The sequence below is a fragment of the Haemophilus sp. SZY H53 genome (genome assembly GCF_054332375.1).
In genome coordinates this window covers 26300-41306 of the sequence record NZ_JBTGNV010000004.1, presented here as the reverse complement: position 1 = coordinate 41306, position 15007 = coordinate 26300, and the positions used below count along the sequence as shown (strand labels likewise).

General features: G+C 39.0%; 14 protein-coding genes. All 14 read left to right on the top strand.

All coding sequences use genetic code 11. The annotated features are described in order from the left end of the window. Nucleotides 1–32: 32 nt before the first annotated feature. Nucleotides 33–746, top strand: coding sequence for a UMP kinase (gene pyrH, locus ACXVWB_RS04925; RefSeq protein ID WP_005696785.1), 714 nt, complete (start codon nucleotides 33–35; stop codon nucleotides 744–746). A gap of 124 nt (nucleotides 747–870) precedes the next feature. Then, entirely contained in the window at nucleotides 871–1428 is a 558-nt protein-coding gene (frr, locus tag ACXVWB_RS04920; RefSeq protein ID WP_049356323.1) for a ribosome recycling factor, read from the top strand. A gap of 89 nt (nucleotides 1429–1517) precedes the next feature. Beyond that, on the top strand, nucleotides 1518–2717 hold the full coding sequence (gene ispC / locus ACXVWB_RS04915; RefSeq protein WP_289901539.1) for a 1-deoxy-D-xylulose-5-phosphate reductoisomerase: 1200 nt from the start codon (nucleotides 1518–1520) through the stop codon (nucleotides 2715–2717). A gap of 39 nt (nucleotides 2718–2756) precedes the next feature. Continuing rightward, nucleotides 2757–3476 (top strand): polyprenyl diphosphate synthase, encoded by a 720-nt coding sequence (gene uppS / locus ACXVWB_RS04910; RefSeq protein WP_128787716.1) that lies wholly within the window; start codon nucleotides 2757–2759, stop codon nucleotides 3474–3476. Between the two features lie 11 nt (nucleotides 3477–3487). Further along, complete coding sequence (locus ACXVWB_RS04905; protein WP_128787715.1) at nucleotides 3488–4354, top strand: phosphatidate cytidylyltransferase; 867 nt, start codon at nucleotides 3488–3490, stop codon at nucleotides 4352–4354. Nucleotides 4355–4362: 8 nt separating this feature from the next. Further along, nucleotides 4363–5694 (top strand): sigma E protease regulator RseP, encoded by a 1332-nt coding sequence (gene rseP / locus ACXVWB_RS04900; RefSeq protein WP_128787714.1) that lies wholly within the window; start codon nucleotides 4363–4365, stop codon nucleotides 5692–5694. A 25-nt stretch (nucleotides 5695–5719) separates the two neighbouring features. Beyond that, the gene (bamA, locus tag ACXVWB_RS04895; RefSeq protein ID WP_297568819.1) at nucleotides 5720–8107 is read left to right on the top strand and encodes an outer membrane protein assembly factor BamA; all 2388 of its coding nucleotides are present in this window, start codon (nucleotides 5720–5722) and stop codon (nucleotides 8105–8107) included. Between the two features lie 101 nt (nucleotides 8108–8208). After that, complete coding sequence (locus tag ACXVWB_RS04890) at nucleotides 8209–8817, top strand: OmpH/Skp family outer membrane protein (RefSeq protein ID WP_297568817.1); 609 nt, start codon at nucleotides 8209–8211, stop codon at nucleotides 8815–8817. Between the two features lie 12 nt (nucleotides 8818–8829). Beyond that, nucleotides 8830–9855 (top strand): UDP-3-O-(3-hydroxymyristoyl)glucosamine N-acyltransferase, encoded by a 1026-nt coding sequence (gene lpxD / locus ACXVWB_RS04885; RefSeq protein ID WP_297568815.1) that lies wholly within the window; start codon nucleotides 8830–8832, stop codon nucleotides 9853–9855. A 96-nt stretch (nucleotides 9856–9951) separates the two neighbouring features. Next, nucleotides 9952–10401: a 3-hydroxyacyl-ACP dehydratase FabZ gene (gene fabZ, locus ACXVWB_RS04880; RefSeq protein ID WP_128787712.1), complete on the top strand. Its 450-nt coding sequence runs from the start codon at nucleotides 9952–9954 to the stop codon at nucleotides 10399–10401. Nucleotides 10402–10424: 23 nt separating this feature from the next. Further along, entirely contained in the window at nucleotides 10425–11213 is a 789-nt protein-coding gene (gene lpxA, locus ACXVWB_RS04875; protein ID WP_128787711.1) for an acyl-ACP--UDP-N-acetylglucosamine O-acyltransferase, read from the top strand. 95 nt (nucleotides 11214–11308) lie between these two features. After that, entirely contained in the window at nucleotides 11309–12478 is a 1170-nt protein-coding gene (lpxB, locus tag ACXVWB_RS04870) for a lipid-A-disaccharide synthase (protein ID WP_289901535.1), read from the top strand. Then, on the top strand, nucleotides 12471–13073 hold the full coding sequence (gene rnhB, locus ACXVWB_RS04865) for a ribonuclease HII (RefSeq protein ID WP_289901534.1): 603 nt from the start codon (nucleotides 12471–12473) through the stop codon (nucleotides 13071–13073). The genes lpxB and rnhB overlap by 8 nt, the downstream gene beginning before the upstream one ends. Nucleotides 13074–13107: 34 nt before the next feature. Further along, the gene (locus ACXVWB_RS04860) at nucleotides 13108–14964 is read left to right on the top strand and encodes an SLC13 family permease (RefSeq protein ID WP_458485227.1); all 1857 of its coding nucleotides are present in this window, start codon (nucleotides 13108–13110) and stop codon (nucleotides 14962–14964) included. The last annotated feature ends 43 nt before the right edge of the window (nucleotides 14965–15007 follow it).

The following is a 15007-nucleotide window of genomic DNA, read 5'->3' as shown; positions in this document are numbered from 1 at the left end:
CCAAATTTTGTAACCGACAAAGGAAAAGACAAATGAGCCAACCAATTTACAAACGTATTTTATTGAAATTAAGTGGTGAAGCATTACAAGGGGATGAGGGATTCGGTATCGATCCTTCGATTCTTGATCGTATGGCGTTAGAGATTAAAGAATTAATTGAAATGGGCGTGGAAGTTGGTGTTGTGCTCGGCGGTGGTAACTTATTCCGTGGCGCAAAATTAGCTAAAGCCGGCATGAATCGCGTAGTAGGCGACCATATGGGGATGCTTGCAACTGTGATGAATGGTTTGGCGATGCGTGATGCGCTTCACCGTGCAGATGTGAATGCAAAATTAATGTCTGCTTTCCAATTAAATGGTATCTGCGATACCTATAATTGGTCTGAAGCGATTAAAATGTTACGTGAAAAACGTGTAGTTATTTTCTCAGCCGGTACAGGTAGCCCGTTCTTTACTACAGATTCTGCGGCATGCTTACGCGGTATCGAAATTGAAGCGGATATCGTTTTAAAAGCGACTAAAGTTGATGGTGTGTATGATTGCGATCCAGCAAAAAATCCTAATGCGAAGCTATACCATAAATTATCTTATGCAGAAGTGATTGATAAAGAATTAAAAGTAATGGATTTAGCAGCATTCACACTTGCGCGTGACCACGGTATGCCAATTCGTGTATTTAATATGTGCAAACCAGGTGCGTTACGTAAAGTGGTACTTGGTACAGAAGAAGGCACAACGATTAGTTAATTTTTTAAAGAATAAAATGGCGAGAGACAATCTCGCCTTTTTTATGAATAAATTTATTCAAAACTCCCTAAAAATCCAGTAAAATCACTGTGTTTTATCTTTATTTATTGAAAAGGACAGATGAATGATTAATGAAATCAAACAAGATGCTGAAGCTCGTATGGAAAAAAGCCTCGAAGCGTTGCGTGGACATATTGCAAAAATCCGTACAGGTCGTGCTCAACCTAGCTTATTAGACGCGATCCAAGTGGAATACTATGGTGCAGCGACCCCACTTCGTCAATTAGCTAACGTTGTTGCAGAAGATGCGCGTACTTTAGCGGTAACAGTATTTGACCGTTCTTTAATCAGTGCAGTAGAAAAAGCGATTTTAACGTCTGATTTAGGTTTAAATCCATCTTCAGCGGGTACAACAATTCGCGTACCTCTTCCTCCATTAACTGAAGAACGTCGTCGTGATTTAATCAAAATCGTAAAAGGCGAAGGTGAACAAGGTAAAGTCGCGATTCGTAACGTGCGCCGTGATGCAAATGATAAAATCAAAGCATTATTAAAAGACAAAGAAATCAGCGAAAATGATCAACACAAAGCGGAAGAAATCATTCAAAAAGTGACTGATAGCTATATCAAAAAAGTGGATGAGATCTTAGCAGATAAAGAAAAAGAATTAATGGATTTCTAATTGTCGAACCATGTTTTGGGGCAGGCCAAGTGTCTGCCCTTGTTCTATTCTGATAAAAAAATAAAAGCACAAAGTGCGGTCGAAAATTTATGCAAAAACAAAATCTTGTTATTTTAGGATCAACCGGTTCTATTGGTCATAGCACCCTTTCAGTTATCGAACATAATCCTGACAAATACCATACCTTTGCGTTAGTGGGAGGCAAAAATGTTGAGACTATGTTTGAACAATGCGTGAAATTTCAACCGCACTTTGCTGCATTAGACGATGAACATGCAGCAAAAGTATTGCGAGAAAAATTAGCTTCACATCACATTAAAACGGAAGTCTTAGCCGGACAGAAAGCGATTTGTGAGTTGGCTGCACATCCAGACGCAGATCAAGTTATGGCCGCCATTGTTGGGGCTGCAGGATTACTACCAACTCTTTCGGCAGTAAAAGCGAGTAAGAAAGTCTTGCTTGCAAATAAAGAATCATTGGTGACTTGTGGCCAGATCTTTATTGATGCAGTGAAGCAGTCAAAAGCAAAATTATTGCCTGTTGATAGCGAACATAACGCGATTTTTCAATCTTTACCGCCTGAAGCCCAAGAAAAAGTTGGCTTCTGTCCTTTGAAAGAATTAGGGGTCAGTAAAATTATCTTAACCGGTTCTGGTGGCCCTTTCCATTATACGCCATTAAACGAGTTTGAACATATTACTCCAGAACAAGCCGTCGCTCATCCAAACTGGTCAATGGGTAAAAAAATCTCCGTGGATTCTGCCACGATGATGAATAAAGGTTTGGAATACATTGAAGCCCGCTGGCTCTTCAATGCATCGGCTGATGAAATGGAAGTAATTATTCATCCTCAATCTATTATTCATTCAATGGTGCGTTATGTTGATGGATCTGTCATTGCTCAAATGGGTAACCCGGATATGCGTACGCCCATTGCGGAAACCATGGCTTATCCAAATCGTACCGTAAGTGGTGTGGAACCATTAGACTTCTTTAAAATCAAAGAATTGACATTTATCGAACCTGATTTTAATCGTTATCCAAATTTAAAATTAGCGATCGATGCGTTTGCAGAAGGGCAGTATGCGACAACCGCAATGAATGCAGCAAACGAAATTGCAGTACAAGCCTTTTTGGATGGATATATTAAATTTACGGATATTGCGAAAATTAACCAAGCAGCGGTTGAGCAAATGCCAGCTTCTATTATTTCAAGCATTGATGATGTCTTAGCCGTAGATAAGCAAGCACGTGAATTAGCCGCTTTGCTGATTAAAACGTTAATGTAGAATGCGTCAAAGTGCGGTTATAAATCCGAATATTTTAGAATGAAAGAACTTGATAACAATAATATTCCCGAACACGTTGCCATCATAATGGATGGTAATGGGCGTTGGGCGAAGCAACAAAATAAGCTGCGTATTTTTGGCCATACAAATGGGGTGGCAGCCGTGCGCCGTGCGGTGAGCTATGCACGACAAACGGGTGTTAAATTTTTGACATTATATGCGTTTAGCAGCGAAAACTGGAATCGTCCTGAGCAAGAAGTGAGCGCTTTAATGACGCTCTTTATGCAAGCGCTTGATCGAGAAGTCAAAAAATTACACAAAAATAATATTCGTTTAAAGATTATCGGTGATGTTTCTCGTTTTAGTGAAAAATTGCAAGAGAAGATCGCAAAAGCAGAAAAGTTAACGGAAAATAATACCGCACTGACTTTAAATATTGCAGCTAATTACGGTGGTTGTTGGGATATTGTTCAAGCGACTCAACAATTAGCTGAAAAAGTAAAAAATAATGAGATTTCGGTGAGTGATATTAATGAATCACTTTTCCAGCAACATTTAGTCACACAAGATGAGCCGCCGGTCGATTTATTAATTCGGACGAGCGGTGAACAACGTATTAGCAATTTCTTGCTTTGGCAAATTGCGTATGCGGAATTGTGTTTTTTAGATGTGCTTTGGCCGGATTTTAATGAAAAAGATTTTAATCAGGCAATTGCCTGCTATCAACAACGTCATCGCCGTTTTGGCGCGACAGAATAAGCGGAGAACTTATGCTTAAAGAACGTGTATTATCAGCCATTGTGTTGATTGCTTTGGTATTATGTGCCTTGTTCTTATTTACCCCATTTTATTTTGCCCTAGCCTTAGGCTTTGTGGCGACGCTTGGTATTTGGGAGTGGGCCCAATTTGCTCGTTTTAAAAATCCTTTAGTACGCCTTTGTATTGCGGCATTTTTAGGCGCATTTATCTTTCTCTGGCTTTATAACGAGGGTAGTTATTTAGATGCAGGTCGAGTGTTTGAAAACTACTTGCCGCTTTTATTGCTAAATTCTGTCGGTTGGTGGGCACTGGCATTAGTGTTAGTGATGACTTATCCAAGCTCTGCGAAGTTTTGGGGCAAAAATATCCCTTTACAAGTGTTGTTTGCGTTTTCTACGTTGATTCCTTTTGTTGCCGCCGTCTTACGTTTACGTTTAGATAATTATACTGCTGATCCTCATCATGGTTTATTCTTATTGCTTTATGTGTTTGTACTGGTATGGGCAGCGGACTCTGGTGCCTATTTCGCGGGACGAGCTTTTGGTAAGCACAAACTTGCACCTAAAGTATCACCGGGAAAAACATGGCAAGGCGTATTTGGTGGCATGATCACCGCAGCGGTATTGGCATTTGTGTTTATCCATTTCTCAGGTGAAACCTTATTAGGTAGTCGTGCAATGAGTGGTTTTATTGTGCTTTCTGTGGCAACAGTGGCTATTTCTGTATTGGGTGACTTAGCCGAAAGTATGTTTAAACGTGAATCAGGCATTAAAGACAGTAGTCAATTAATTCCAGGCCATGGCGGTATTTTAGATCGAATTGATAGCTTAACGGCAGCAGTGCCATTCTTCACCTACTTCTATTTCTTTGTGTTATAGGATCGAACATGTCGTTTTTGTGGTCGCTTGGCTCATTTATTGTTGCAATTGCCGTACTGGTTGCTGTACATGAATACGGTCACTTTTGGGCCGCAAGAAAGTGCGGTATTAAAGTTCATCGTTTTTCCATTGGCTTTGGTAAAGTAATTTGGCAACGTACAGATAAATTGGGCACAGAGTTTGCGATTTCAGCCATTCCGCTTGGCGGTTATGTAAAAATGCTTGACGGGCGAAATGAAGCAGTTCCCGCAGAATTAAAATCGCAGGCATTTGAAAGTAAATCTGTTGCGCAACGTGCTTTTGTGATTGCTGCAGGCCCCCTTGCTAATTTTATTTTTGCAATTTTGGCATATTGGGTAATTTATTCCGTTGGGATTCCGAGTGTTAAACCGGTCATTGAAAATATCACGCTAAATTCTCCGGCGGCGATGGCTCAAATTGAACCGAATAGCCAGATTTTGGCCATTGATGGGAAGAATACCCCCGATTGGGAAACCATTAATTTATTGCTCACTGATAAGTTAGGTTCTGATTCGGTTGGACTCACATTAACGCCTTTTGGTGAAGACCAACCTTATCAACGAACCATTAATCTGCAAAATTGGACATTTGAACCAGATAAAGAAACAGCATTTGAAACATTAGGGATTAATCCCGTTTCAAGTAAAGTGGAGATGACATTATCAAAAGTGGTGGAAAACTCTCCAGCAGAAAAAGCGGGCTTATTGATTGGCGATAAAATTTTAGCAGAAAATTCGACCGCACTTGATTGGAAAGCTTTTGTCGCACTGGTACAACAAGGTCAGTCGTTCACAATTAAGGTTGAACGTAATCAAGAAATTTTTGCCAAAACCTTGCGACCAGAAAAAAATCAAGATGGTAAATGGTTTGTAGGGGTAAGTCCGACGTTCTTAAAAGTTGGCGAACAGTATCGAACTGAACTAAAATATGGTATTCTTGATGCCTTAAAGAAAGGCATAGAAAAGACAGGTCAAATTTCTTGGTTTATTGTGAAGGCAATCGGGAAATTATTTAGTGGAGAGCTTTCATTTTCCAGTTTGGCGGGGCCAATTTCAATTGCACAAGGTGCAGGCGCATCTTCTAACGCAGGTGTGATTTATTTCTTAAGTTTTCTTGCGTTGATTAGTGTGAATTTAGGCATAATGAATTTATTTCCGTTGCCAGTTTTAGATGGTGGACATCTCGTATTTTTGGCGGCGGAAGCTATCAAAGGAAAACCTGTTTCAGAACGGGTACAAAATTTAAGTTATCGTATAGGGCTGATACTCTTGTTAATTCAAACAATGGTTGTGCTTTTTAATGATTTCTTACGTTTATAACTATTATTTTTATAGGATAAAGTCGATGAAAAAACTTCTAATCGCAAGTTTATTATTCGGTACTACAACGAGTGTATTTGCGACACCATTTGTAGCGAAAGACATTCGTATTGATGGCGTTCAAGGAGACTTAGAACAGCAAATTTTAGCAAGTCTTCCCGTTCGTAGCGGTCAGCGTGTAACGGATCAAGATGTGGCTAATATTGTACGTTCATTGTTCATCAGTGGGCAGTTTGATGATGTTAAAGCTTTCCAAGATGGTGATGATTTAGTTGTAAGCGTTATTGCTAAGCCTATTATTTCTGAAGTACATATTAAAGGTAATTCAGTTGTTCCAACTGAAGCGTTAAAACAAAATCTTGATGCGAATGGTTTTAAAAGTGGTGATGTACTAAATCGAGCAAAATTAGAAGAGTTTGCGAAAACCTTAAGAGAACATTATAAGAGTGTAGGTCGTTATAATGCGAAAGTTGAACCTATTGTGACAACTTTGCCAAATAACCGTGCAGAAATTACCCTTCAAATTGATGAGGATGATACAGCAAAACTTCACTCTGTTACTTTTAATGGAAATGAGGCCATTTCAAGTAGTAAGTTACAGGAGCAAATGGAGCTCCAACCAGATGCTTGGTGGAAGCTTTGGGGTAATAAGTTTGATGGTTCTCAGTTTGATAAAGATATTCAAGCTATCCAAGACTACTACCAAAATAATGGTTATGCCAAAGCCAGAGTGACAAAAACAGATGTTCAATTAAATGAAGAACATACAAAAGCAGATGTGACTATTGATGTAAGTGAAGGTGAAAAATACAATTTAAGTTCTGCTCGTATTGTCGGTAACTTAGGTGGTATGGCTGATGAATTACAACCATTATTAGGTCAACTTCACTTAAACGATACATTCAGTCGTGCGGATGTGCAAAATGTAGAAAGCTTAATTAAAGATAAATTAGGTGAACGTGGTTACGGTAGTGCAACAGTGAATACTGTACCAACTTTTGATGATGCAAATAAAACATTAGCATTAACCTTTGTCGTTGATGCAGGACGTCGTTTATCTGTACGTCAAGTTCGTTTTGAAGGTAATACGGTTTCTGCAGATAGCACATTGCGTCAAGAAATGCGTCAGCAAGAAGGGAGTTGGTATAACTCACAATTAGTTGAGTTAGGTAAAGTACGTTTAGATAGAACAGGTTTCTTTGAGAGCGTAGAAAATCGTATTGAACCCATTCCTGGTTCTAACGATGAAGTAGATGTCGTATATAAAGTAAGAGAACGTAATACTGGTAGTATTAACTTTGGTATCGGTTATGGTACAGAGAGTGGTATCAGCTATCAAGCAAGTGTGAAACAAGATAACTTCTTGGGAACTGGTGCTGCGGTAAGTTTAGCTGGTACACGTAATGACTATGGTACAAGTGTAAACTTGGGTTATACAGAACCATACTTTACTAAAGATGGGGTAAGTTTAGGTGGAAACGTATTCTATGAAACTTATGATAACTCGAAAAGTGATACTTCATCAACCTATAAACGTACAACTTACGGTGGTAATGTCACATTAGGATTCCCAGTTAATGAGAACAACTCATATTATTTGGGATTAGGTTACGCCTATAATAAGATCAGTAATTTTGCTACTGAATACAATCGTAACCTATATATGAAGTCTATGAATTTAGATGGTAACTCAATTAAAACCAACGATTTTGATGTTTCATTCGGGTGGAATTATAACAGCTTAAATCGGGGCTATTTACCAACTAAAGGGGTGAAGGCAAGTATTGGTGGACGCATTACCGTTCCTGGTTCGGATAATAAGTATTACAAGTTAAGTGCAGATATTCAAGGATATTATCCATTAGATCGTCAGCACCTTTGGGTATTATCAGGTAAAGCAAGTGCGGCTTATGCTAATGGTTTGAGTAATAAGCGAGTACCTTTTTACCAGTTGTATAGTGCCGGTGGAATTGGATCACTACGAGGTTTTTCATATGGAGCAGTTGGCCCAAATGCGATATATTGGCAAAAAGATAGTTATGGTAACCAAGGTTGGGTTTCAAGTACTGATGTAATTGGTGGTAATGCGATGACTACGGCGAGTGTCGAGTTAATTATTCCAACTCCTTTTGTGTCAGATAAAAATCAGAATAATGTGAGAACTTCATTATTTGTTGATGCAGCAAGTGTATGGAATACAAAATGGAAATCTGATAGGGAAGGGCTTCCATCAGCCCTTCTTACAAACTTACCCGATTATGGTAAGTTTGGTCGAGTCCGTGCATCTGCTGGGGTCGGTTTTCAGTGGCAATCTCCGATTGGACCGTTGATTTTCTCTTATGCAAAACCAATCAAAAAATATGAGAATGATGATGTAGAACAATTCCAATTCAGTATTGGTGGTGCATTTTAAAGGTTGAACTTTAGTGTATTATTTAAGTCAAAATTTTTTTCTGTGTCAGCATATTAGCTGATACAGAAAAGTTTATTAAACTCATTTAAGGATATTAAAATATGAAAAACGTAGTAAAAGTAACAGCGTTATCTGTAGGTCTTGCGTTGGCATCCGGTTTTGCCGCTGCAGATGAAAATATTGCATTCATTAATGCTGGCTACTTATTCCAAAATCATCCGGATCGCCAGGCTGTTGCAGACAAGTTAGATGCAGAATTTAAGCCAAAAGCCGATAAACTTGCAGCAAGCAAAAAAGAAATTGATGAGAAAATCGTAGCATCGCGTAAAAAAGTAGAAGCTAAAATTGCCTCTTTACAAAAAGATGCACCTCGTTTACGTCAAGCTGAAATTCAAAAACGCCAAGATGAAATTACTAAATTTGGTTCAGATGAAGAAGTTAAGCTAAATAAATTGATGGAAGAGCAAGATAAAAAAGTAGCAGAATTCCAAGAGCAAAATGAAAAACGTCAAGCAGAAGAGCGTGCTAAATTATTAGAAAGTATCCAAGTTGCAACTAATGATTTAGCTAAAACAAAAGGTTATACTTATGTTTTAGATGCTAATTCTGTTGTGTTTGCGGTAGATGGTAAAGATATTACTGAAGAAGTATTAAAATCTATTCCTGCAACTGAAAAAGCAGCTCCAGCAAAAACTGAAGAGAAAAAATAATAGGTTCTCATAATGCAAAAATCCTATTCTTTACAGGAATTAGCAATAAAGGTCGGCGGTACTCTTCGCGGTAACGCCGACGTTGTCGTTAATAGTATTGCTGCTCTTTCAAAAGCAGATGCAAATCAGCTTACATTCATTTCTAATGCAAAATTTCGACCTTTATTAGCTGAATCTAAAGCAGGTATTCTTGTGGTGTCAGAAGCGGATGTGGAATTTTGCTCACCTGAAAGTAACTTACTTATCGTCAAAGATCCTTATGTTGCTTACGCCGTATTAGCTCAATATATGGATACCACTCCGAAAGCGGCTCAAAATATCCACCCAAGTGCGGTTATTTCTGAAAAAGCGTCAATTGGTGAAAATGTCTCAATTGGCGCAAATGCCGTTATTGAAGAAGGTGTTGTATTAGGCGATAACGTGATTATTGGTGCGGGTTGTTTTGTGGGTAAATTCACCAAAATTGGTGCAGGTACACAGCTTTGGGCAAATGTAAGCGTTTATCATGAAGTAGAAATTGGACAAAATTGCTTAATTCAATCAGGTGCTGTGATTGGTAGTGATGGTTTTGGCTATGCAAATGATCGTGGCCGCTGGGTGAAAATTCCACAAGTTGGTCAAGTGATCATTGGTAATAATGTTGAAATCGGTGCTTGCACTTGTATTGACCGTGGCGCCTTAGATGCGACAGTCATTGAAGATAACGTCATCATTGATAACCTTTGTCAAATTGCGCATAATGTTCATATCGGCACAGGTACAGCAGTCGCTGGCGGTGTCATTATGGCGGGTAGTCTAAAAGTGGGGTGTTATTGTTTGATTGGCGGAGCAAGTGTGATCAATGGGCACATGGAAATCTGTGATAAAGTAACCGTGACTGGCATGGGGATGGTAATGCGTCCAATTACTGAACCAGGCGTTTACTCATCGGGTATTCCATTACAAACCAATAAAGAGTGGCGAAAAACAGCTGCACTGACTTTGGGGATTGATGGTATGAATAAACGCCTGAAAGCCCTTGAGAAAAAACTTGGCTAAGATTTTTAAAACGTACCCTAGGGTGCGTTTTATTTTTATACAGAAATATCGTATAATCTCAGTGTTTTATTATTATTTATTTTAAAGGTATTAGACGTGTCAGAGAATCAAGCAAGTAAAGTAATTGAAGCAAAAGAAATTATGACCTTATTGCCACATCGTTATCCATTTTTATTAGTGGATCGTGTGTTAGACTACAAAGAAGGTGAATGGTTAAAAGCAATTAAAAATATCAGCGTAAACGAACCTTGTTTTACCGGTCATTTCCCTGGAGAACCAATTTTACCCGGGGTGTTAATTCTTGAAGCTTTGGCACAATCAATGGGATTACTTGCATTTAAAACCCATGAATTAAAAGGTGGCGAATTATTCTATTTCGCAGGTATTGATGAAGCGCGTTTCAAACGCCCGGTATTACCTGGAGATCAAATGGAATTGAACGTTCAAGTGATTAGAGAACGTCGTGGTATTACAGCATTTACGGGTATTGCAACTGTAAACGGTGAAGTAGCTTGTGAAGCCAAATTAATGTGTGCTCGTCGATAATTAAAGAAAATTAAGGGGTAAGTATGATCCACCCAAGTGCAAAAATTCACCCAACCGCGCTTGTTGATGATGGCGCAGTTATTGGCGAAGACGTTGTTATCGGTCCTTTCTGTATTATTGAAGGGAGCGTTGAGATTAAAGCGCGTACCGTTTTAAATTCTCACATTGTCGTGAAAGGCGACACCGTGATTGGCGAAGATAACCAGATTTATCAATTCGCTAGCATTGGTGAAGTCAACCAAGATTTAAAATATAAAGGCGAAGCAACTAAAACCATTATTGGTAATGGCAACCTTATTCGTGAACATGTGACAATTCACCGCGGTACTATCCAAGGTGGTGGTGTAACACGTATTGGTAATAACAACTTATTGATGATCAATGTCCACGTTGCCCATGATTGCCAAATTAAAAATAACTGTATTTTGGCAAACAATGCAACCCTTGCAGGTCACGTTGAATTGGATGATTTCGTGATTGTTGGTGGTATGTCTGCGATCCATCAATTTGTGATCGTCGGTGCGCACGTAATGCTAGGTGGTGGCTCTATGGTTAGCCAAGATGTGCCGCCTTATGTGATGGCACAAGGTAACCATGCGCAACCTTTTGGTGTAAACCTTGAGGGATTAAAACGTCGTGGTTTTGATAAACCAACCATGCATGCGATTCGTAACGTCTATAAAATGATTTACCGTAGCGGTAAAACCCTTGAAGAAGTATTGCCAGAAATTGAACAAATTGCACAAACTGAATCTGCAATTAGTTTCTTTGTGGAGTTCTTCAAACGTTCTACTCGTGGCATTATTCGTTAATTAATGTTTCTTTTCTCGTTAAGAGAAAACGATGAATGACAAAGAGACCGCACTATGATTTGCTCAAAGTGCGGTCGTTTTTTAGGATAAATTTAATGATAAAAGAAAATCCGACTATTGCGATTGTTGCCGGTGAGGTCTCTGGCGATATTCTTGGTGCTGGTCTCATCCAAGCGCTTAAACGCCACTATCCGCAAGCTAAGTTTGTCGGGATTGGTGGTAAGCGAATGATTGCTCAGGGTTTTGAAAGCTTTTTTGATATGGAAGAGCTTTCCGTGATGGGCTTAGTAGAAGTGCTTAAACATTTACCTCGATTGCTTAAAATTCGTCGCAGTATCATCGAACAACTTTCTGCGATTAAACCGGATGTATTTATTGGTATTGATGCACCAGATTTTAATCTTACCGTTGAACTGAAATTAAAAGAAAAAGGGATTAAAACCATTCATTACGTGAGTCCATCTGTCTGGGCTTGGCGTCAAAATCGTATTTATAAAATTGCTAAAGCAACCCATCAAGTATTAGCCTTTCTTCCTTTTGAAAAAGCCTTTTATGATCGTTTTAATGTACCTTGCCGTTTTATTGGGCATACCATGGCGGATACCATCCCATTAAAACCAAATCGAACAGAAGCTTGCCAAACCTTAGGTATTGATGAAAAAGGACGTTATCTTGCCATTTTAGTGGGAAGCCGTGGTAGTGAAGTCGAGTTTCTGACTGAACCATTTCTAAAAACCGCTTTGTTATTAAAAGAAAAATATCCAGACTTGCAGTTTTTAGTTCCTTTGGTGAATGAAAAAAGTCGCCAGCAATTTGAGGAAATAAAGGCTCAGATTGCCCCTGATCTCGATATGCATTTAATTGATGGTAAAGCACGCCAAGTGATGATTGCCGCTGAAGTAACTTTGCTTGCTTCGGGGACTGCGGCGCTTGAGGCGATGTTGTGTAAATCGCCAATGGTGGTGGGCTATCGAATGAAACCGTTCACGTATTTCTTGGCAAAACGATTGGTCAAAACAAAATATATTTCATTGCCTAATTTGTTAGCGGATGAAATGCTTGTGCCAGAAATGATTCAAGAAGATTGCGAACCGCAAAAATTGGCAGAACAACTTTCTCAGTATTTGGGCGATGACGAAAGTGCGGTCAAATCTCGCCATGTTTTAATTCAACGTTTTACTGAATTACATAAATTAATTCAATGTGATGCGGATAGCCAAGCCGCACAAGCTGTGATTGATTCATTGGAGCAAAAACATGACTGATTTTGTTTATCCTGAAGGTTATCAATTATTTGCCGGAGTGGATGAAGTTGGACGCGGCCCTTTAGTAGGGGCAGTTGTAACAGCTGCAGTGATATTAGATCCGAATAATCCAATTACTGGTTTGGCAGATTCTAAAAAGCTTAGCGAGAAAAAACGCCGTGCACTCGCAGCAGAAATTAAAGAGAAAGCCTTGGCCTGGGCAATGGGACGAGCAGAGTCAGCAGAGATCGATGAGTTGAATATTCTGCATGCCTCTATGTTAGCCATGGAACGAGCAGTAAAAGCGTTAAAAATTCAACCGCACTTTGTGCTGGTGGATGGTAATCGTATTCCATCTAATCTTGATTTGCCTGCACAGGCCGTAGTGAAAGGGGATTCACTTGTGGCTGAAATTAGCGCCGCCTCTATTTTGGCAAAAGTCGCACGAGATCAGGAAATGGAGGAATTAGATAAGAAGTATCCTAAATATGCCTTTGCTCAACATAAAGGTTACCCTACCAAATTACATTTAGAAAAATTAGCGGAGCTTGGTCCTTTACCCGAGTATCGTCGTAGTTTTTCTCCTGTAAAGAAAGCGTTAGGTATAGAAAAGTAATTAGAAAGAAGATTATAAGATTAAAGGATAGAGTATGAATACCATTTTTGATCATGCACTTTGGGTAAGTCCATTATTTTTGACATTAATGTTGCTTATGGCTGCTATTATTTTATTCGTGCATAATAAAATTCGTATGGATGTGGTGGCATTATTGGTGATGCTCTTTCTTTATCTAAGCGGAATTCTGAGTACCCAAGAGATTTTCGTAGGCTTTAGTGATCCTAATATTATATTAATCGCCTTACTCTTCATTGTGGGTGAGAGTTTAGTCCGAACAGGGATCGCTTATCATGTAAGCGATGGTATTTTGAAAGTGGCAGGAAATAGTGAAGCTAAGGTGCTTATTTTGCTAATGCTTTCTGTGGCTGGATTGGGGGCATTTATGAGTTCAACGGGCGTAGTTGCCGTGTTTATTCCTGTTGTTATCATGATTTGTCGACAAATGAACATTTCACCAAAACGATTAATGATGCCATTAAGTGTGGCTGGGTTAATCAGCGGGATGATGACATTAATTGCAACAGCCCCTAATCTTGTCGTGAATGCAGAGTTAGTTAAAGAGACTCATCTTCGGTTTGAGTTTTTTGATTTCACTCCGATTGGCGTGTTGATATTAGTACTTGGCATAGGTTATATGCTCATTATTCGTCGATGGCTTTCTGTTCGTAATGATAATAGTAATCAAGAGACCAAACAAAGTTCCATGAGTGAGTTAATTGATGAATATGGTTTGAAAGATCGCACCAAGCGTTTAGTTGTGAAAAGTATGTCACCTTTCGTTGGTAAAACCTTAGATCAATTGCATTTGCGTTCTAGCTATCAACTCAATGTGCTAGCGATTGAACGATGGAAACACTTTCGTCCAAGCTATACTATGCCACTTGGCACGTCAGAGATAAAGGCAAAAGATATTCTTATGGTCAATTTGGAACGCTCTGATTTCAATTTTTCCCTATTTTGCCAAGAATTTCATTTAGAGCCTGCTGAAATTAAATCGCAGTCTTTTGATCAGCAAGCACGTTCTATTGGAATGGCTAAATTGATTATTGTACCAGATTCCATTTGTATAGGAAAAACGACAGCTGAGTTACAATTTCGTACAAAATATGGCTTAAATGTCGTTGGTATTAAACGGGATGGTGTAGTACTGAGTGATGCCTTTAATAAAGAAAAATTTTGTTCAGGCGATTTGCTTTTGGTAATCGGTGATTGGCGACTTATTCAAGCAATGCGCGATCGTCGGAAAGATTTTCTGGTATTGAATTATCCGAAGGAAATGGAACGCGCACTGCCTGCTCAGCGCCAAGCACCGTTTGCCTTACTATCCATTTTGGTCATGGTATTATTAATGGTTTCAGGCGTTGTTCCAAATGTCATTGCAGCATTAATAGCCTGTTTAATGTTGGCTTATTTTGGATGTATTGATGCAAAAAGTGCATACAATTCCATTCAATGGCCAAGCCTCATCTTGATTATTGGAATGATGCCATTTTCGACTGCACTTCAAAAAACAGGTGGGGTTGAATTGGCCGTAAAATGGCTGACCCAAATTATTGATGGATGGGAAATGTATCCCGTATTGATTGTACTTTTTATTTTTTGTGCATTAGTTGGATTGTTTATTTCGAACACGGCTACAGCAATTTTGATGGCACCGATTGCGATTTCTCTTGCTACACAGCTTAATGTTTCTCCAGTACCATTTGCGATGGTTGTGGCAATTGCCGCTTCAGCTGCTTTTATGACGCCAGTTTCCTCTCCAGTGAATACTATGGTAATTGGACCTGGTGGCTATAAATTTGCTGACTTTATTAAAATAGGCGTACCTTTTACTTTAATTGTTATGTTAGTCACTGTTTTTATTGTGCCAATACTGTTTCCATTTTAAATGAAAAAGAGCAGTCAAATCAAAGTTGACCGCTCTTTTTATC